17 protein-coding genes are annotated in these 20,207 nt (G+C 51.6%); 13 read left to right on the top strand and 4 right to left on the bottom strand.

The genetic code is table 11. The features are described from left to right. The 5 genes from L215_RS10210 to panB all read left to right on the top strand — a co-directional run. A partial coding sequence (locus L215_RS10210) for an InlB B-repeat-containing protein (RefSeq protein WP_027451433.1) occupies positions 1 to 384 on the top strand: 384 nt, incomplete at its 5' end. 12 nt (positions 385 to 396) lie between these two features. Further along, positions 397 to 1,908 (top strand): Ig-like domain-containing protein, encoded by a 1,512-nt coding sequence (locus L215_RS0104885; RefSeq protein ID WP_025883099.1) that lies wholly within the window; start codon positions 397 to 399, stop codon positions 1,906 to 1,908. A gap of 302 nt (positions 1,909 to 2,210) precedes the next feature. Continuing rightward, complete coding sequence (ychF, locus tag L215_RS0104880; RefSeq protein WP_025883098.1) at positions 2,211 to 3,314, top strand: redox-regulated ATPase YchF; 1,104 nt, start codon at positions 2,211 to 2,213, stop codon at positions 3,312 to 3,314. 42 nt (positions 3,315 to 3,356) lie between these two features. Next, positions 3,357 to 4,877, top strand: a complete 1,521-nt coding sequence (gene guaA / locus L215_RS0104875) for a glutamine-hydrolyzing GMP synthase (RefSeq protein ID WP_025883096.1) — start codon at positions 3,357 to 3,359, stop codon at positions 4,875 to 4,877. A gap of 38 nt (positions 4,878 to 4,915) precedes the next feature. Continuing rightward, a complete protein-coding gene (gene panB, locus L215_RS0104870; protein WP_007365746.1) occupies positions 4,916 to 5,737 on the top strand; it encodes a 3-methyl-2-oxobutanoate hydroxymethyltransferase in 822 nt (273 codons plus the stop codon). A 170-nt stretch (positions 5,738 to 5,907) separates the two neighbouring features. Here the strand turns inward: panB and L215_RS0104865 are convergent, their stop codons facing one another. Next, positions 5,908 to 6,186 carry a Txe/YoeB family addiction module toxin gene (locus L215_RS0104865; RefSeq protein WP_025883095.1) on the bottom strand — a complete coding sequence of 93 codons (279 nt, stop codon included), beginning with the start codon at positions 6,184 to 6,186 and terminating at the stop codon, positions 5,908 to 5,910. Between the two features lie 4 nt (positions 6,187 to 6,190). After that, positions 6,191 to 6,448 carry a hypothetical protein gene (locus tag L215_RS10070; protein ID WP_025883093.1) on the bottom strand — a complete coding sequence of 86 codons (258 nt, stop codon included), beginning with the start codon at positions 6,446 to 6,448 and terminating at the stop codon, positions 6,191 to 6,193. Positions 6,449 to 6,659: 211 nt separating this feature from the next. Here L215_RS10070 and L215_RS0104855 point away from each other — a divergent pair, with 211 nt between their 5' ends. From L215_RS0104855 to L215_RS0104835, 4 genes are all read left to right on the top strand, one after another. Beyond that, on the top strand, positions 6,660 to 7,547 hold the full coding sequence (locus L215_RS0104855; RefSeq protein WP_027451432.1) for a glycosyltransferase family 2 protein: 888 nt from the start codon (positions 6,660 to 6,662) through the stop codon (positions 7,545 to 7,547). 392 nt (positions 7,548 to 7,939) lie between these two features. Then, complete coding sequence (locus L215_RS09610; RefSeq protein ID WP_052343474.1) at positions 7,940 to 9,667, top strand: hypothetical protein; 1,728 nt, start codon at positions 7,940 to 7,942, stop codon at positions 9,665 to 9,667. Between the two features lie 636 nt (positions 9,668 to 10,303). Then, positions 10,304 to 11,476, top strand: a complete 1,173-nt coding sequence (locus L215_RS09605; RefSeq protein WP_025883089.1) for an Ig-like domain-containing protein — start codon at positions 10,304 to 10,306, stop codon at positions 11,474 to 11,476. A gap of 18 nt (positions 11,477 to 11,494) precedes the next feature. Next, a complete protein-coding gene (locus L215_RS0104835; RefSeq protein ID WP_081780310.1) occupies positions 11,495 to 13,192 on the top strand; it encodes a choice-of-anchor J domain-containing protein in 1,698 nt (565 codons plus the stop codon). A gap of 196 nt (positions 13,193 to 13,388) precedes the next feature. On the opposite strand, the gene L215_RS0104830 is transcribed toward L215_RS0104835, so the two are convergent. Further along, a complete protein-coding gene (locus L215_RS0104830) occupies positions 13,389 to 13,673 on the bottom strand; it encodes a hypothetical protein (protein ID WP_025883087.1) in 285 nt (94 codons plus the stop codon). Between the two features lie 458 nt (positions 13,674 to 14,131). Between L215_RS0104830 and L215_RS10325 the strand changes: the two genes are divergently transcribed. The 4 genes from L215_RS10325 to cls all read left to right on the top strand — a co-directional run bounded on the left by L215_RS10325 (position 14,132) and on the right by cls (position 18,982). Further along, positions 14,132 to 15,259, top strand: a complete 1,128-nt coding sequence (locus L215_RS10325) for an Ig-like domain-containing protein (RefSeq protein WP_052343472.1) — start codon at positions 14,132 to 14,134, stop codon at positions 15,257 to 15,259. A gap of 481 nt (positions 15,260 to 15,740) precedes the next feature. Continuing rightward, positions 15,741 to 17,081, top strand: a complete 1,341-nt coding sequence (locus L215_RS0104820; protein WP_025883082.1) for a U32 family peptidase — start codon at positions 15,741 to 15,743, stop codon at positions 17,079 to 17,081. Positions 17,082 to 17,126: 45 nt separating this feature from the next. Further along, a complete protein-coding gene (locus tag L215_RS0104815; protein ID WP_025883081.1) occupies positions 17,127 to 17,576 on the top strand; it encodes an acyl-CoA thioesterase in 450 nt (149 codons plus the stop codon). Beyond that, a complete protein-coding gene (gene cls / locus L215_RS0104810) occupies positions 17,576 to 18,982 on the top strand; it encodes a cardiolipin synthase (RefSeq protein ID WP_025883079.1) in 1,407 nt (468 codons plus the stop codon). Before L215_RS0104815 ends, cls begins: the two co-directional genes overlap by 1 nt. A 17-nt stretch (positions 18,983 to 18,999) precedes the next feature. Here cls and L215_RS0104805 read toward each other — a convergent pair whose 3' ends face one another. Beyond that, on the bottom strand, positions 19,000 to 20,046 hold the full coding sequence (locus L215_RS0104805) for an HU domain-containing protein (protein WP_027451430.1): 1,047 nt from the start codon (positions 20,044 to 20,046) through the stop codon (positions 19,000 to 19,002). Positions 20,047 to 20,207 lie beyond the last annotated feature (161 nt).

Below are 20,207 nucleotides of genomic sequence, written 5' to 3'. Positions count from 1 at the left end.
AAGGTTGAGGCTACGCCTGATGAGGGCTACGAGCTCAAGAGCCTGAAGGTCAATGAGCAGGACATCCTCTCGGCAAAGAAGTTTACGGTAGCGGGTGAGTCGACCGTTGTCGCTACCTTTGAGCAGAAGACTGCTGTGGAGGAGCCTGACGAGAGCTTGCTCCTTAAGGTATACCCTAACCCTACAGATAGCTACTGTATCGTCTCTGTACCGGCGACTTACATTGGCGAGACCGCATATCTCCTGGGCGCGGGTGGTGAGTTGCTATGTCTCCTACCTCTAGTGCAGAGCGAGGTGACGCTAGATCTAGCATACCTACCTGTAGGCATCTATCTGCTCAAGGTCGGTACTACAGACCTCTCTCTGACCATCATCCGCAAATAATATAGATGGAGTATGACAATCACAAATCTACACCGCCAGCCCCTCTTGAGAGGAGTGACCACGGTCTGTCTCTCCCTCCTTGCAGTCGCACTACTATGTAGCTGTAGCGATGAGATGCCGAAGCCTCTACAGATGACCTTGTCGTCTCGCACCTTCCTCCTCACGGTAGGTGATACAGCTCGACTTAATGTAGCTATAACGCCACAAGCGACCTCTTCGCAAGTAACCTTCAAGAGTCTTGATGAGACCATCGCACGAGTTGATCCTACGGGTCTTATCACCGCCTGTGCCTCAGGCGAGACAGCGATAGCTGTCGCACTCGGATCTCTACGGGATACTTGTCGGGTGCAGGTATCTGCACAGGCAGTGGCTATATCACTCCCCGATACTGATATAAGTGTTGTCGAGGGTGATACCACACGAATCCGCTATACGGTATCTCCTGAGGGCACTCCGGTGACCTTTACCTCTGCAGCTCCTCAGGTCGCCACGGTGGATGATCGTGGATGTGTCAGAGGTGTCTCCGTAGGCGAGACGACGATCACGCTACAAGCTCTCTCGACACAGGCCTCTGTGAGGGTGTCTGTGACGGCTCCTAATATTAAGGTGTCGACAGAGTTGCCTCTGATGAAGTTTGCTCCTCAGCGAGATGCTACAGGTCACATCACAGAACCCGACATTCTATCGTATGAGCAAAGCTTAGGTCGCAGATCGCAATCCATTCGCTATAATATGCAGCAGACCTACGAGGGCTTTGTAAATCTAGACTTGACGACGATACCAGCCGTCATCTATGGTATACCTACGGAAGATGGTCATGATAAGCGTATCATAGCCTATAGTAAGGAGACCATAGCTCACTGCCCTCGTACACGTACGATGCTACGGAGTAGTGGGTTCTCCCAGATAGAGTCTGCTGTAATAGATGTGGCTGGTGAGAAGACTTCGGTCTTGCGCGCCAAGAGTGACATAGATCCAGATATAACGGTCGTGATGATGGATGAGGAGTATCCCGAGTTTGGAGCTCAGATGTATATGGAGTTTGTCAAGCGTATGCCTCGCCATCATAGTATTATGACCAATGTCCAGGACTTCCCCTCGCTCAAGGCTCTAGCGACTGGCTCGCTGGACAAAGCGCAAGCTTTCGAACAGCAGTTGGGACTTCGTGAGTTTAGCAAGCAAGACTCAAAGCACTACAGCCGTATGTTTGTCACGAAGAGTGAAGCACTAGAGAAGAGCAATATCAAGTGGGTCTACTACACCCTACGCGAGGATCCCAGTCACCCCTTTATCAATGCTGAGCTCAACTGCCCCAATGGCAAGGCTGATATCAAGTCTACTGCGCTCAAGGAGTATCTCGCTCGCAACGGCTTTGATCAAGAGTACTACGTTGATGCCACCGCCAATGTGGTAATGGTGTATAATCATGATGGAGATCTATGCCAGATCTATGAAGACTCTAAAACTAAGCGCATACTCCTACAGCTAGTTCTCAAGCGGGATTTGCCAAATTACGAGGGCTAGCTGGACGAGTACGCAGGAAGCGTTTGCTACTGAATACGAGTAGCACTCTTAATTGAGTAGGTTGGGAAACGAAAGTAGGTCAGAAAACTTTTTGTCCCCCGACCTACTTGATTTTCTTAGTGGCTAGAAGCTAGAGTTTAGACATGAACCGTACATTCCGACAGCGGGTGTTAGAAGTCCCGTGCGAGCGTCACGACAGCGCTGGATCCCCTCCGACAGCAAGATAATTAGTACCTTTGCAGGAGAGCCGAGCGGACACACGAGCGAGGCTTCGTCACGTTGTATACTTATCCTTGTAATATATGTCGCTACAGTGCGGTATCGTAGGACTACCCAACGTCGGTAAGTCCACTTTGTTTAACTGCTTGTCGAATGCTAAGGCGCAGTCGGCCAACTTCCCCTTCTGCACGATCGAACCCAACGTCGGGGTCATCACCGTGCCGGATGAGCGTCTCAATAAGTTGGTCGAGATGGAGCACCCTAAGCGGACGGTGCCTGCCACGGTAGAGATTGTCGACATTGCGGGGCTGGTCAAGGGTGCCAGCCAAGGCGAGGGGCTGGGCAATAAGTTCCTCTCTAACATCCGCGAGACCGATGCGATCATACACTTGCTGCGCTGCTTCGACGATGACAACATTACCCATGTCGATGGTTCCGTAGATCCAGTCCGGGACAAGGAGATCATCGACACGGAGCTACAGCTCAAGGATCTAGAGACGGTGCAGACGCAACTCAAGAAGTCTGAGCGACAGGCTCAGACGGGTGGTGACAAGCAGGCGAAGATCCGTGTGGCGCTCCTCAAGCGTATCGAGGAGGCCCTGCTGCAAGGGCTTAACGCGCGCTCGGTGACGCCAGAAAACAAGGACGAGGAGCAGGCGCTGCGAGACCTTTTCCTCCTAACGGCTAAGCCCGTCCTCTACGTTTGCAACGTTGACGAGGCTAGTGCCGCTACGGGAAATGCTTATGTGGAGGCCGTTCGCAAGGCTATCGCTCACGAGGATGCCGAGCTACTGGTCGTATCGGCGCATATCGAGAGCGAGATAGCAGAGCTGGAGGAGTATGAGGAGCGTCAGCTCTTCCTGCAGGAGCTAGGGCTGGAGGAGACGGGTGTCAACCGTTTGATCCGTGCAGCCTACAAGTTGCTCAACCTCGAGACCTTCTTTACGGCTGGAGCTGATGAGTGCCGTGCCTGGACTTTTGTCAAGGGGAGCAAGGCTCCTCAGTGTGCGGGCATCATACACACCGACTTCGAGCGCGGCTTCATACGTGCTGAGGTGATCAAGTATGAGGACTACGTCCACTACGGCTCTGAGAATGCTGTCAAGGAGGCTGGTCGCATGGCGGTCGAGGGCAAGGACTACGTCGTGCAGGACGGAGATATCATGCACTTCCGCTTCAACGTATAGCGCCTCTAGTACAAAGTATTAACACCGAAATAGAACCAACCTATGCCGGACAAGATAATTATCGCAGACTTTGGCTCGCAGACCACACAGCTCATAGGGCGTCGTCTGAGAGACCTGAACACTTACTGCGAGATAGTCCCCTACAACAAGATTCCCACAGACCTGACAGGCGTTCGCGGCATCATCCTCTCGGGGAGCCCTTACTCGGTCTATGCTGAGGAGGCTTTTACCGCAGACATAGCCGCTATCCGTGGAAGACTACCGATCCTAGGCATCTGCTACGGTGCCCAGCTGATGGTGCATCAATGCGGAGGCGCCGTGGAGAACTCTAATACTCGTGAGTACGGAGCCTCTACACTACAATTGGTAGACAAAGGCGATCCACTGCTCGCAGGGCTCTCGCCACAGCACACGGTCTGGATGTCGCACGGTGACACGATCACACGTCTTCCCGAAGGCTTTAAGGTGATCGCCTCGACTCCCTCGGTGCAGTATGCCGCTTATAGGATAGAGGGCGAGGAGACGTGGGGTGTACAGTTTCACCCAGAGATACATCACAGTGAGGAGGGTACGAAGCTCCTCGACAACTTCGTCACGCTCTGTGGCATCAAGGGTGAGTGGTCGTCCGAGTCTTTCATCGAGAGCAGCATCGCCTCGATCCGGGCTCAGGTAGGTGACGAGCAAGTCATCATGGCGCTCAGCGGAGGCGTGGACAGTTCGGTCGCTGCGGTCCTCCTGCATCGTGCTATCGGCGATCAGCTCACCTGTATCTTTGTGGATCATGGGCTGATGCGACTAGGCGAGGCGGAGCAGATCTTGGCGGACTACAAAGCACTCGGACTAGGCTGTATCAAGGTTGATGCGAGTGCTAAGTTCCTCGGAGACCTGGCAGGCGTCCGTGATCCCGAGGCTAAGCGTAAAGTGATCGGCCGAGACTTCATCGAGGTCTTTGAGGCTGAGGCGAAGAAGCTGCCGCAGGCTCGTTGGCTGGGTCAGGGAACCATTTACCCCGACATCATCGAGTCCATCAATATCACGGGCAAGGTGATCAAGAGCCACCACAACGTGGGCGGACTGCCTGAGCGTATGCACCTCAAGCTGGTGGAGCCGCTGAAGCATCTCTTTAAGGATGAGGTGCGTCGTGTTGGCTTGGCACTCGCTATGCCACGACACATGATCTTTCGCCATCCCTTCCCAGGACCAGGCCTAGGCATTCGCGTCCTGGGCGAGGTGACGCCTGAGAAGGTGGCTATCCTCCAGCAGGCTGACAAGATATACACCGACATGCTCCGCAAGTACAACCTCTACGATGAGGTTTGGCAGGCAGGAGCTATCCTCCTGCCGGTACAGAGCGTGGGCGTCATGGGTGACGAGCGCACCTACGAGTACACGGTGGCTCTGCGGGCGGTGACGAGTGTCGATGCGATGAGTGCTGACTGGGCTCGGCTGCCGTACGACTTCCTCGCAGAGGTCTCTAACGAAATCATAAACAAGGTGCGTGGCGTCAATCGCGTCTGCTACGACGTGTCGTCCAAGCCACCCGCAACGATTGAGTGGGAGTAACCTTTCGCTCAATCAATCTACTTAATATCTAAATCAATATGTCCACCTATCAAGCTACCGATAGTCGCAAGGTAACCACCCGACGACTACTCGAGATGAAGGAGCGTGGGGAGAAGATCTCCATGCTCACCGCTTACGACTACTCTGCAGCACAGATCATCGATGCTGCTGGTATGGATGTGATCCTCGTAGGCGACTCTGCCAGTAATGTGATGGCGGGTAATGTGACTACGCTACCTATCACACTCGACCAGATGATATACCACGGCAAGAGCGTGATGAAAGCGGTGCAGCGTGCGCTGGTCGTCGTTGACCTCCCCTTCGGCTCTTATCAGGGCAACTCTAAGATCGCTCTAGAGAGTGCCATCAAGGTGATGAAGATCACCCACGCTGATGCGATCAAGATAGAGGGAGGTAGCGAGATCCGTGAGTCGGTAGAGCGTATCCTCTCGGCCGGCATCCCGATCATGGGACACCTCGGGCTCACGCCTCAGTCGATCAATAAGTTTGGCTCTTACGCTGTCCGTGCTAAGGAGCAGGCAGAGGCTGATAAGTTGCTGGCCGACGCACACCTCCTCGAGGAGCTAGGGTGCTTTGCCCTCGTACTGGAGAAGATCCCAGCGCCACTAGCCACCAAAGTCGCCTCGGAGCTAACGATCCCCGTCATCGGTATCGGCGCTGGCGGTGGGGTGGACGGCCAAGTCCTCGTCATGCACGATATGCTCGGCATCACGCAAGGCTTTAGCCCGCGCTTCTTGCGTCGCTACGCTGACCTTGGCTCCATCATGACTGATGCGGTACAGCACTACATAGCCGACGTCAAGAGCCAAGACTTCCCCAACGAGGAGGAGTCTTACTAGTCGCCACAGATACACAAATAATATATAGCGAAGGCACCGCCAGCCAGTGAGCTTGGTAGTGTCTTCGCTACATGCTACAAATCTCTCGTCGAGCCCTTTGTCGGGGCGCAAGTGCGACTTGTGTGCCTCTATATTAAGATTACTCGCCTCATCTAATCTTTAGCGGGGACTTATTTACCAGCATAGTGTCCTATCATGGAGATGAGGATGACTAAGACTTCGTCGTTGTCTATACTGTAGATGACTCTGTTTTTCTTATCAATACGTCGAGACCAAATTTCTTTGTCTTTATAGTGCTTGAGTTGCTCGGGCTTGCCAGTGCCTACCCTAGGGTTCTGCTCTATCTCTGCTAGGAGGTTGATAACTTTTCTTACGGAGGCTTGGCTCCAGTTCTTAGTGATGAAGTTGTAGTCGCTCTCAGCTCTTTGTGAGAAAAGGATTTGAAACATAGGGCTACTCGGTCATACCAGCTTTAGCTTTTAGCTCTTTGATAGAGTAGCTCTTAGTGCGTCCCTCTTTGTAGTCTGTTAGAGCTTCGTCAATCATCGCATCTAGCTCACGATCGCTGTATACTCTGTCGCTTTCAGTTAGGGGCACGATGCGAAATGAACCATAATCACGTGTGTATAGAATTATGTCTCGCCCGTCTAATGCTTGCTTTAGATACTTGCTTTGGCTCTCTCTGAAGTCTCTTGCGGATATTGTGATCATAGTGTTTGTTGTTTTTATGGACACCAACTTGGTATCCACTGCAAATGTACAGACAATTTATAATAGATGCAAGAGGCAGTGAGAATTTAGAGAGTGGGATGTACGACGACTTGTGGTATTGATGTCTTTGTGTCTATGCTCCCCGAAATGAGTACTTTTGTGGAGCACTCTTTCGCTTACTCAACGAAAGGGTCGCCCAGCTCAAGTTCTCATGCCAGCAAAGCCAATCTCCATACTGATCCCCACGCGCAACTACGACTGCCGTCCACTCGTAGAGACCCTGCATCGTCAGCTCCTACAGGCGCACGTGGATGGTGAGGTCATCCTCGGAGACGACTCCTCCGATCCTCGCTACGCTCAGCTATACGACTCACTCCAGCAGGAGGGGCTCATACGGCTCGTCCGCCCCACGACACATCTTGGGGCGGGGCGCATGCGCAACTACCTAGCGCAGCAAGCCGAGGGCGACCAGCTCCTCATCATTGACTCCGACACAATGCCCGCCTCCGAGAGCTTCGTCGTGGACTACCTGCAGGCAGCGCATCCCGATAGGGTAGTGGTAGGGGGCTTTCGCTATCCTACCGAGCGCCCCACCAGTGATAGACTTTTGCGCTATAAGTATGGGCACAAGGTCGAGACCCGCAGCCTTGCCGAGCGACAGCAAGCGCCCGCAGATGCTTTCGTCAGTATGAGCTTCCTGATACCTCGTCACATCTTTCTAGAGGAGGGATTCCCCGCAGAGATGGGTATGGGCTACGAAGACGCCTACTTCGGCTATAGACTAGCCGAGCGAGGTGTCGCCATCACGCACATTGACAACCCTGTCATCCATGCGCTCAAGGAGACCAGCGACCAATTCCTCGACACCACCGAGCGCTACGTGGAGAACCTCTACAGACACCGTGCCCTGCTCGCGCCCTATCCGATACGTCTCCTCCAGCTTTACTTACGACTGGAGCGCGCCAGGCTCGTCCCGTTGCTCGGCAGCCTCGCTCCGCTCCTCAAGCCCTTGCTACGACGACAGCTCACCTCGCACCACCCCTCGCTCCGCCTCTTCGCTCTCTACAAGCTCCTCCACCTCTGCTCCCTCCGATCGTAACCTCCGTCGGTCGTGTAGCGAGTGTTTCCCTCGGGAGCAACTGAGACAAGCTCGTTTTTATAATGCGTCAGCGTATTTTCCACTCCAAAATGCAATTTGGAGTGTAGCTCGCCCTGCTCCAGATGCCCTTGAACAAGAGTTGGCTAATTCAAATAATGTTTCTATATTAGCGGTTGAAAACAACAGGAGCCAGCTCCTATCTAGAACTATGGACTCTTATCCTATAAGGTATGAAACGAACTCTACTTACTCTTCTGTCTGGAAGAGTCGTGTGCTAAGCTTTACACTCGTCTCTGTATCTATAACGCAGTCCACTTTAAAGTCATCTAGTTGTGTTGTCCATACGCTACCTTGTAGAAATATCGAAACTTACTAAACAAAGAATCTGTAATATGAAAGCATTTTGTAATGTGAAAGTGGTCGTGACACTGCTTCTATCTATGCTAGCCATAGCTTCGTGTCAAAGTCCCAACTCTTGTCCAGACTTACCTGACCCCACTGAAAACACCTTTAAGGCGGAGTTCAAAGCGACTCCTGATGCATTCTCAGCTCAAGGCGGAGAGGGACTTGTAACAGGTGTCTTAAAGGAGATCAACGCAGAGGGCGTAGAAGTCTCAGAAAGGCCTCTTACCAAGAGCGAATTCACACTAAAGATCAAGTCTGGCGATGCTAGCCAAATCTCAATTGACAACGATACTAAGAAGTTTGTCGTAGTTAAGGGATCAACAGCAACTTTTGAGCTAGAGGCTATAGCAACGGTCGAAAAAGCGACAAAAAACTCTCAGGTATTAACTATAGTACGTGGGGGGGAAGTCAGCTACTCATTTGTCGCTACACCAGCTGTCTTTACTGCAATGGGCGGAACTGGGACAGTCTCTGGCCTCTGTAAAATCACAAATGCATCGGGCGAGATAGTCTCAGAGAAAGCTCTTGAACCAAGTGATTTCACCCTTTCTCTCAAGGCCGAAAACAAAGAGATTACTGTGGATGATGCCACTAAATCCTTTAATGTGGCTATGGGCAATGATGCCACATTTGAGCTAATTGCCTCCTGTGCTGGTGAAGAGTCTCAAGTTTTAACTATCAGTCGCAAAGGTAGATTGACTTACAAGTTCAAGGCTGAGCCGAGAACTTTTGATGCTGCGGGTGGAAAGGGCTTTGTTGCAGGTATCTGTACTGCTGTAGATCAAGCTGGTAGTCCACAGATTAGCTCATCGCTAGCCTCTGAAGACTTTACCATCTCGCTCAAATCTGGGAACAAGGCTGAGATTGTAATTGATCAAGCAGAGAAGAGCTTTCTGGTAAAGGCTGGAGAGAAAGAAGCTGACTTTATACTGGAAGCAAAAGCATTACACAAAGATGCTACTCCACAAGAAATTAAGATCCATAGAGAAGCCAAAGCAACCCCTGCTCCGACCAATAGGTTGCCGCTAGAATATGTAGCAGAGTATAATATCGACCCTAGCGGGACGGGATTTGTCAAAACTCATGCGACGAATGAAAGTGGCTACTTTACATTTGAAGACGCTGTCGCTAAGTTTAGCGATATAACTATTGCAGGCAAGAAGTATCATTTGCCTAGTCATGAAGAGTTGATGTCAATCGTTCCTTCATTCAGCATGAATCTAGGTAGTAACTTTATGACCCCAACCATTGTCAAAGATGCGTCAGAGACCGTCACCATTAAGGGTAGAACGGTTTCCTCAAAGAATGACTATCGAGGAGGGATCTCGGGGGTAGCCTATGCAGTACGATTCAAAGGAACAGACTTTGTCTCTGCGTGGAAATATGAATGTACACGGCTAGACAATCATCTGGTGATGAAAGTGACAGCACGACCTCTCAAGGGCTCGGCCTCGATTATCATTGACGATGTGGTAAAGCCTAGCTTTTGGGCAAGTTCTACAGAACATGATGTCGTTAGGTACTTCCCTGCTTCTGGCCTAATAAAGCCTGGTTCAGAAAATGTATTAGAGCGTGATGTCATGGGCTATTTTTGGGCTTCCGACTCATACGATGCTACTAATTCGTGGGGTTGTTTCTTCAATCAGATGTCTTCGTTCGTCGCAATGAGCAAACAGGAGTTTAAGTTGACGATTCGTCTCTTTGAGACTAATTAGGAGTTTAGACGTCTATAGTCTCCACAGTCGAGGGCAGCCCGCTCATTATGGCGACGGTGGACTATGCAGTGAGCATAATGTAGACTATGTCTGTGCCGACGAACGTGTCGGCGACTGAATGATAAGAGGGGACTCGACCGCCAATTATTGGCGATCGAGTCCCCTCTGCTACGTTGATCCGCTGGACCATCTGTTGCGGTGTTTCTTTTCTCACAGGATCCTATAAGTGGGAAGCAACGAGAAAATCTTAAATAGCTCTATGGAAAACGAAAAGTCTTCATGGAGGCGGTGAATGAAACTTCGGAAGAACGAATCGTTTCCTCCGAAGTTTCATTTCATTCTTCCGAAGTATTATATCTCGCCTCGGAGGATAACTTTCGCCTCCCAGTGAGCTATTTGCAAATTCTTCGGAGCGACTCCAACTCCGCGAATCTCACAAGTAACAATAAGTATGGACGCTCGAATAGAACTTACCGTGCCTCCCCACAGCGAGTTACTCGTTTTCTCTGGCGCTCGATTTGCGGCCTTGCGTCTTCGTGTAAGTATAGGGTAATCCGAATAAAATGTTTATATTAGTGGTCGAAAAACCACTGGAGCCAGCTCCTATCTAGAACTATTAACTCTTATCCTAAAGGTATGAAACGAATTTTACTTACTCTTCTGCTCATCGGCTTGCTGCCACTGAGCCAATTTGCACAGACACCCACCGAGGAACCGCAGTACATTATGACGGTCCATCTCAAGGGTGAGCAACCTATCCTTGTCCCAGTCGAGGAGATCGACAGCGTACGATTCGTCGTCAGCAAAGCGGTTCAGGACTTTACACTCTCACCCGCACAGGTGGAGCTCAATGTCGGCGACACTAAGCAGCTGACAGTTGCCGTGACCCCCACGGATGCTAGCTACGCAGTCTCCTACGAGAGTAGCAATGCCACCGTCGCCACCGTCACTGCAGAGGGCTTGGTGCAAGCCTTAGCTGCCGGCACAGCAACCATCACGGCGACCATCGGCAAGCTACAAAAGCAATGCTCCGTCACCGTCCTCGCCCCCGCAAAGCCCACCCGTCCGAAGCTCGCAATCGAGTACTTAGCCCCTTACGATGTTAATCCTGAGGGTACGGGCTTTGCCACCTCGCATAGCAATGATGCTTCAGGACTGTTTGCTCTATGGCGCGCAGAACAGATTATGGAGCAAGACTTTCTCAAGGATTACCATATGGGTAAACCAACAGAGTGGCTTGGTGTCTTCCCCGCTTACACCAACATACGTCTGATAGACTTTTTCCGAAAGATTGACTATCTAGGTATTAAAGAAAAGATCGAAGTACATGGAGAGTTGGGAGACTACACAGCGGACTATCGAAATATGGGAGATGAGCTCACCTACGCTATACGCTTCAAGGGAGGCGATAATAGCCAGCTAGCTGCCTATCGGTATGAGGGCATAGGAGAGTTTGATGACAATGACCTTACTTCTCATGTTCGTGTCACGGTACGTTATCTGGGACCAAACTTTACAGGTTCTATTGATGATATTGCTAACGCAGACTACTGGAGCAAAAACAGTGAGGAAGACGTTGTACGCACGTTCCCCTGCTCCGGTTTTTGTGAATATGCAGATGATTACGGCAATGGAGCTGCTGATGCTCTGACAAATCGAGGTGTATATGGTGGATACTTATGCAAACCAGCGGAAGGAGCTGACAAAACGTGCAATGTAAGCTACGGCTTTAATACTTGTGCTGTATTTGTCAACGACACTGCAGGTTCAAGTCGCTCTTGGCAGTTGCGTCCCTTTACGAACGATTGATAAGCTAGCTATTGATATATGAATAGGTCTGTACGCTATGCGATACTTGGCCTTCTTCTGATGGGGAGTCTGTTAGGACTCCCCACAGAGGGTCAGGCGCAGCAAAAGACAGAGCATGACTGGCTCAAGCTTGCTACTAGCTACAAAGGGGTAGACATATATGGACGGTCTGTTAATATGGCCGATACGTTACGTGCCAATAAGCGTATACTACTCTACTTCTTTACCGTATGGGACAAAGCTAGCTACTATTACCATCAGCAGCATATCCTAAGGAATCTAGCTCAGACTAAAGATGGTCAGGCGATATCCGTTTGGATGCTAGAGATGCAGGGAGCTCCTAGAGCAGCTATAGAGGGGAAGGAACCATATCCAGAAAATTCGCCCTCTCAAGGAGACTGGACTGCCTGTGATGGGCGACAGGCTCCTTATACGATTATTAGTGACAAAAACATTGTTGAGAAACTCGGTGTCAAGGCTTATTATCTGCCAACCACCTACTTGGTCTGTCCCTCTGGCTTTTATATAGACTGTTACTCGGCCCTTGAGAGTGAAAAGCCTATAGATGAGATGAAGGCTATGTCTGACATGTGCTTGACTGAGGAGGATTCTCCTAGAGATATAAAGATTATTGCACCGGTGCGAAAAGAAATAGGAGAGCCGTGTAGCTTCTCTTCGTTCGCCCGTTCGTATAGTCCGATCACTTCGTATGAATGGACTTTTGAGCAGGGCACTCCAGAGCGAAGTAATGAAGCAGAGCCGTCTGTACTCTGGGCTGAAGCTGGTGATTATAAAGTCACGCTCACGGTAGGGAATAAGAATGGAAAGCAGACAAACTCCACAACGATGCATGTCATAGATTGTACAAAAGGGGTCAACAGCTTCCCATTTGTAGAGAACTTTGACGAAGACTTAATGACCCATCCAGACTGCTGGCATCTCTATGATGAAGATGGAGATGGTATCAACTGGAGATGCATGTATCAAGAGCAACTTGACATCCCAGGCATGCCTTCCCCTTCAAAGCTTAAGCTCGGACGCAATAACAGTGTTAACTGTATGGTCTCTTGGAGTAGCTTCCCCACACAGGCTTCATTTGATGGGGGAGAGCTATCCTTCAATCTAATTCCTCAAAGCGCTTACAACTGGCTGATCCTCCCTAAGATCTCTATCCCGAGTGATGCTCCAACTCCCACTCTGCACTACTCCGTGATGAGCTTGTCTGGGAGTGATACGGAGCGCTACTCTCTATTTGTATCTGAGAAAGGGTATCGGCGAGTAGACTTTACCCATGTCTTAGCTAGTCAAGAGCTAGCTCCAGCAGGCAAGTGGGCTAGCAGATCTGTGTCGTTAGCACCCTTTGTGGGTAAAGATATTTACATTGGTATCAAGCATACAGATAAGGAGAAAATAGCTCTCCTTGTGGACGATGTAGCTGTCACTCTAGATGGGCACTATGAGTCACTCTCTCCCGTCCCAGGAGGTGATGATCTGTCGCTATATCAACATGGGGCAGAGATGTATATCCACTTTGATACGTACCAAGCGACACGTCTCACCGTATACCACTCCTCAGGAAGTCTCGTATACGAGAGCACACATCCTCAGAGCGGTATGAGCCTGAATGTGTCAGGGTGGGTGCCTGGAGCCTATATTGTTGTGCTACAAAGAGACTCTGAGAGAGCCTTGCTAGGCAAGGTGATGATAGGAGGCTAGATGTCATCGTATCCACAGTCGAGGGCAGTCCGCTCATTATGGCGACGGTGGACTATGCGGTGAGTGTGATGTAGACTATGTCTGTGTTGACGAACGTGTCGGCGACTGAATGATAAGAGGGGACTCGACCGCTGCATTGGCGATTGAGTCCCCTCTGTTCTGTTGCTACTGACTATACCGTCAGGCTGTAAGGCAGTTATTGCCTAGTGAACGATGACTTTGCGGACGAGCGTCGTGTCGCCCCCTGGATGACCACCAGAAGGGTCTCGCCAGTCGTGCTGACCATGCGTAGGGCATTGTTGCCTGAGCTACGTAGTGTAGTGAGGTCATAGATAGAGATCTGGCCCTCAGCAGTGACGCTGAGCATACCGTCAGCAGTTGTTATCTGGACATCAGGAGCGAGATGACGCTGACAGTTGGTAGGCAGGGGAGCCTCCTCAAGCGGTTTGATCTGGGCAAAAGCCTCTGCATAGGCTGGCACCTTTTTTTAACTGACAATGATTAGTGCGTCCCCACAGCGGGTTACTTGTCATTACTATTGCTTCGATCCCGATTACCTCGGAGGAATCGGGAAATATCCATGGAGCTATTTTTCATTCTTCACGGAGGCGGGAAATAAAAGTCCGGAAGAACCAATCGTTTCTTCCGAAGTTTTATAGCTCGCCTCAGTGGATAACTTTCATTTTCCAGTGAGCTATTTGCAAATTCTTCGGAGAAAATCCAACTCCGCGAATCTCACAAGTAACCATAAATAGGAACGTTCGGATAGAGCTTACCGTGCATCCCCACAGTGAGTTACTCGTTTTATCTGGCGCTCGATTTGCGGCCTTGCGGCCTTGTGTAAGTATAGGATAATCCAAATAATATGTTTATATTAGCGGTCGAAAAACCATTGGAGCTAGCTCCTATCTAGAACTATTAACTCTTATCCTATAAGGTATGAAACGAATTCTACTTACTCTCCTGCTCATTGGCTTGTTGCCACTGAGCCAATTTGCCCAGACACCCACCGAGGAGCCGCAGTACATTATGACGGTTCATCTCAAGGGTGAGCAACCTATCCTTGTCCCAGTCGAGGAGATCGACAGCGTGCGATTCGTCGTCAGCAAAGCGGTTCAGGACTTCACACTCTCACCCGCACAGGTGGAGCTCAATATCGGCGACACTAAGCAGCTGACAGTTGCCGTGACCCCTACGGATGCTAGCTACGCAGTCTCCTACGAGAGTAGCAATGCCACCGTCGCCACCGTCACTGCAGAGGGCTTGGTGCAAGCCTTAGCTGCCGGCACAGCAACCATCACGGCGACCATCGGCAAGCTACAAAAGCAATGCTCCGTAACTGTCCTCGTCCCCGCAAAGCTACCACTGGAATATGTTCTAGAGTATAATGTAGATTCAAGTGGCACTGGATTAGTTACGACACATGCGACTGATGTGAGTGGCTACTTTACATTCGAAGATGCTGTAGCCAAGTTTAGTAATATAACTATCGCTGGCAATAAGTATCATCTGCCATCTACAGCTGAGTGGAGTGCTATCATCCCCGCTCTTCAGTCCAATGATAAACTGTGTGCTAAGTTCGATAAAAGCAACAAGTCTTTTATGGACGTAAATGAGAAAGTAGTAGTGCAGGGGGATACGATTATCTCTAACAATGACTACCGCTTAGGAGTTAATAAGATAACTTATGGGTTGCGCTTCAAAGACACTCAAATGGTCTCAGCTTGGCGGTATGAGTACACTAAGGTGGATGATTGTCAAGTGTTGAAGATTACAGCTCGTCCAGTAGCAAATGGTGCAAACATTTCTATAGAGAAAGTTGCTGATCCCGCCTTTTGGGAGAGTGATACCGATGCTGATGTCATTCGCTACTTCCCCGCCTCTGGCTATAAGATGTCCGATGACGGAAACGTTATCTACGGAGGCAGTGATGGAAGCTATTGGACTGCTACGACAAAGAGTGACAAAAATGCCTGGGGTATGTACTTCTACTATGAGGAGGCACACCTATTTGACCTTAGTCCGAGAAGTTTCCTTCGAAGCGTACGGTTGTTTTCAGAAAAGTAACTTGAGCTTCAGCATTAAGAGACAAAGAAACTCTTGTCATGTGTAGCTCTCCGTATATCACTCCTCGGGCAGTCTCGTATACGAGAGCACACATCCTCAGAGCGGTATGAGCCTGAATGTGTCAGGGTGGGCGCCTGGAGCCTATATTGTTGTGCTACAAAGAGACTCTGAGAGAGCCTTGCTAGGCAAGGTGATGATAGGAGGCTAGATGTCATCGTATCCACAGTCGAGGGCAGCCCGCTCATCGTGGCGACGGCTGACTATGCGGTGAGCGTTATGTAGACTGTGTTGGTGCTGACGAATGTGTCGGCGACTGAATGATAAGAGGGGACTCGACCGCTACATTGGCGATTGAGTCCCCTCGTATTATGTCGAGTCGCTGGGCTGTCTATTGATTTGTTCCTTTCCTCACAGTATCTTGTAAGTTGAGCGAAATGTGTGAAGGTGGGTGGCTTGAGGGTAAGTTTGTATCTTTGTACCTATGAATGAACGTGTAGAGAGAATAGAGTCGGTCGACTCGATCATACAGCGTGAGCTGGTGACGCTCCCTGAGGAGCTGCGTGATCCTAGTCGCTACGAGGTGATGGCGCCTGTGGGGTCGTATGAGTGCTTGAGCGCTGCGATACGTGCTGGAGCGAATAGTATATACTTTGGCATTGAGGCGCTGAATATGCGTGCTAAGTCGGCCTACAACTTTACGACTGACGACCTTTATCGTATCGTGGAGATTTGCCGGCGGAGTGGCGTAAAGAGCTACCTGACGGTCAATACGATCATCTACGACGAGGACTTGACACTGCTCCGTGAGATCCTCTACCATGCGCACCAAGCGCAGGTTACGGCGGTGATCGCTGCGGATGTGGCGACGCTGATGGAGGCACATCGCCTGGGTCTGGAGGTGCATCTCTCTACGCAGCTCAACATTAGCAACTGGGAGGCTTTGCGCTTCTACGCACAGTTTGCCGATGTGGTTGTTTTGGCTCGTGAGCTTAACCTAGATCAGGTGGCGGAGATCAGACGCAAGATAGCTGAGGAGCGGATCGTCGGGCCGTCGGGTCGGTTGGTGGAGATCGAGATGTTTGCCCACGGTGCGCTCTGCATGGCGGTCTCGGGCAAGTGCTATCTGAGCCTGCACCACCAAGCTACGAGTGCTAATCGGGGCAGCTGTGCACAGATCTGTCGCCGTGGCTATCGCGTCTACGATGATCGTCAGGGGGTGGAGCTGGAGGTGACGCACCCGAACATTATGTCGCCGAAGGATCTGAAGACGATCCATTTTATCAATAAGATGATGCTGGCGGGTGTCTCGGTCTTTAAGATAGAGGGTCGCGCTCGTGGTCCGGAGTATGTCTCGACGGTGGTGCAGTGCTACCGTGAGGCTATTGACGCTGTCTGTGCGGGTACTTACGACGAGGCTCGGATAGCGCAGTGGAATGAGCGACTACGGGAGGTCTTCAACAGAGGCTTTTGGGATGGTTACTATCTCGGTCAGCGGCTGGGCGAATGGACACCTTTTGCCGGCTCTAGTGCTGTGCGGGAGAAGGAGTACGTGGCGCACATTGTCAAGTACTTTAGCAAGATTGGGGTCGCTGAGGTGGAGGTCGAGAGTGGCGAGCTGGCAATGGGTGATCGCATCCTGATCATCGGGCCGACGACGGGCGTGGTGGATATGACGCTCTCGGAGATGCGCTACGAGCTGGAGCCAGTCTCTCATGCGACCAAGGGGCAACGCATCTCTATCCCTGTGCCACGCAAGGTGCGGGCGAATGACAAGCTCTACCTCTTTAGAGAGCGAACGGAGGTGCATCATTTCAAGGGCTAGCCGAGTTTGACTAAAAGCATTTTACCCAAGACACTTACATATCATATGAAACAACCAATCAAATATCAATATGGTCTCACGCTCAAGGTGCGAGACTACGAGTGCGACCTCCAGGGGGTGGTCAACAATAGCAACTATCAGTGCTACATGGAGCACACGCGTCATGAGTTTTGGCTGGCGCTGGGCGATAGCTTTGCGGAGATGCACGATTTGGGCCTTGATCTCTTCGTTTACAAGGTCTCGATTACCTATCACCGCTCGCTGCGTAGTGGGGACACCTTTCACACGGCACTGCGTGCGAGACGTGAGGGGGCTAAGCTTATCTTCGACCAAATCATCGTGCGCAGTGACGGCGTGAAGTGTGCCTCGGGTGTGGTCGAGGCGGTCGCTGTGCAGGATGGACGGACGACTCGTGGAGAGTGCTTCGATGGTATCATGACTCGTGCGGAGGCTTACAGCGAGAGCCATCCGTATGACTTAACGATCCTCTCCTAATGGCTCAGCTCCTCTTCGTTCTCTACCTGCTCTCGGTCATTGGGGGCATCGTGATCGTGCTCGGAGAGGAGCGTAGTGCGGTCTCTTCGATCCCGTGGATCCTGGTGGTCATCTTTCTTCCAGTCGTAGGGCTCCTGCTGTATCTTATCTTTGGCTACTCACTGAGGCGCAAGCAGCTGATCGATGTGGCGGTGCGAAAGGCTCTCTCGGACGCGGCTACAGAGACGCAGTCCCTCCCTAGTACAGATGTGGCGGAGGATGCAGATCATACGCTGCAGTCGCTCTCCTCGCTGATAGAGCGAATGAGCGATACGCCCCTGACGACTGCTTATGAGCTGACGCACTATGACGATAGCCGAGCGTGGCTCTCAGCTTGTCGTGAAGCGATCTCACGAGCTGAGCGCTATATCTACATTGAGCTGTATCGTATTGAAGAGGGACCGTGGCTAGATGTCTTACTAGATCTACTCGCAGAGCGCATTCAAGAGGGGGTGTCGCTCTACTGGCTCTACGATGACGTAGGGTCACGCAACCTGAGCCGTCGCTATCGTAAGCGTATGGCGCAGTTGGGCGGACAGGTGGCTGCCTTTCTCCCCGTACGCTTTAGACTGCTGACGAGCCGTGTGAACTATCGCAACCATCGTAACCTCGTGGTGGTGGACGGTGCCGTGGGCTTTACAGGAGGAAATATTCTTCTCTCGGAGCTCTCGCATCTGCGTGAGGGACTCTTCCCTCTGGCGACGACTCATCTGCGCATAAGCGGGCCAGCGGTACGACAGCTGGAGTACAGCTTTGCGCTGGACTGGTATGTAGCGACACAGCAACTGCTCTCGCCACAGCCGCTCCCCGCTATGCAGCCGACGTCTACACCTATCCAGCTACAGATCTTCCCGACGCATCCTACGGACGACTTTCCCTCGCTAGAGATGATCTTCACGCATGCTTTTCTACAGGCGCGTCGGTCGCTCTACATCGAGTCGCCTGTCCTGATCCCCACCTCTAGCATACAGCAGTCACTCATCTCTACGGCACTCTCTGGGGTACAGGTGCGGGTCATCCTCCCGCGTCATGGTCGTAGCCGGCTGGCGCCTAAGGCTTCGCACGCATTCTTTACCGACTTGCTGCGGGCTGGCGTGGAGATATACTATTACGATGGTTTGCGTGAGGCGACCTATGCGGTGGTCGATGGGGAGAGCGTGCTGACGGGAACGCCGTATCTAGACTTTAGAAGCTTTGAGTACAACTTCGATCTGACCACCATTGTCTACTCTTCGGAGGTCGCACGGCAATTTGTCGATAGCTTTGAGGAGGCGCGCTCGCTATGCCACAGAGTCACGCTGCAGCACAATAGGTTGTGGAGACGTATCGCCCATGGGGTGATGCGTCTGCTCACGCCGTTGCTATAAGACCACTGATTGCACTACTAAAGGGCGTAGATCCACGCTCCTGCGAAGCTATCGGATAGTGCAGAGACCGTGCGGCGCAGCTCGCCTGCACGTTCCTCGGAGGAGCGAATGCCTGCGATGACGAGACAGCGAGAGGACTCCTCTACAATCTGTAGCGAGACACCCTCAGTCTGAGCTGGGTCGGCGCTAACCTCTTGGATAAATCGCTCAGCACGCTTAGGCCCTTTGAAGACACCTACGACGACAGCGTGGCTACCTTGCTGCAGCGCCTCGTCATGTGTGATCAGTAGAGCGTGAGAGGCGGGGGCTTCCGAAGCTTGTTCTGGTGTAGCAGAGACGATCTCTGCTTGTTCTGTTGCCTTGTTGGATTGCGTGGTTGTTGTCTCGCTACCCGACAAGGCCTGCTTTTGGTCAGAAGTCACTACGCTCGCCTCATCGAGCCAGCCGTAAGGTACGAAGCCCGCACTGTAACGGTCTGGATGACTGTCCGAGCTGATGGGAAATAGGCACAGGAAACATATAGCACCCGCTGCAGCCCAATTGGCCGCGGTCCGATTGATACGGATCGTCCAGTACTTCCGGTCACTCTTCGCCTCGCTAGTTGGCTCGGCAGGGGTATGAGCGGAGGGCGCAATGGCTGGAAGCAAGCAGCTCTGCGGATATAGCCCGTAAGAGTGTATCGACCTGAGCCCTTGACGCTCCTGTACTGGGGTGAAGAGTAGCTCGCCACTCTCCTGTAGCGTGATGGTGCCGAGGTTGGAGCCGATAGTCAGAGAGCCCGACTGGTATAGCTGGTGCCTGATGACGGTCACGTCGGAGTCTACTACGAGACGCGCTCTGCGTACGGATAGCCCTAGGGTACGTGCGTAGCAACTGTCTAGGATGCCGTCACGCTCGACTAGAGAGGCGTTGAAGGAGATGCGCTGACCTGCGGGCGTGATGATATTGAGATCCTGGTCATAGAGTGGAGGCGTTTGCTCCACGATGAAGGCTCCTATCGTGGGGAGTACGACGCAGTCGTGCAGTAGTAGAGCTTGCTCTAGGATATCTCCGATGCGATACATTGGGATGTACAGGCTAAGAGTGGATGATTACGAGTCAAGAGAGGCTACATGGCGTAGCACCCTCGGGAGAGGGGAAAGAAGACTTCCGCTCCTCACCACAAAGTTAAGCAATCTCCACGAACTGGAGCGTGTGGTGCGGAGCGGAAGTATCAGTTGTTTCC

This window comes from Porphyromonas uenonis DSM 23387 = JCM 13868, from assembly GCF_000482365.1.
GTDB lineage: Bacteria > Bacteroidota > Bacteroidia > Bacteroidales > Porphyromonadaceae > Porphyromonas > Porphyromonas uenonis.
Note: the sequence above shows the minus strand (reverse complement) of the source record. Positions and strands in the feature narration are given on the sequence as shown.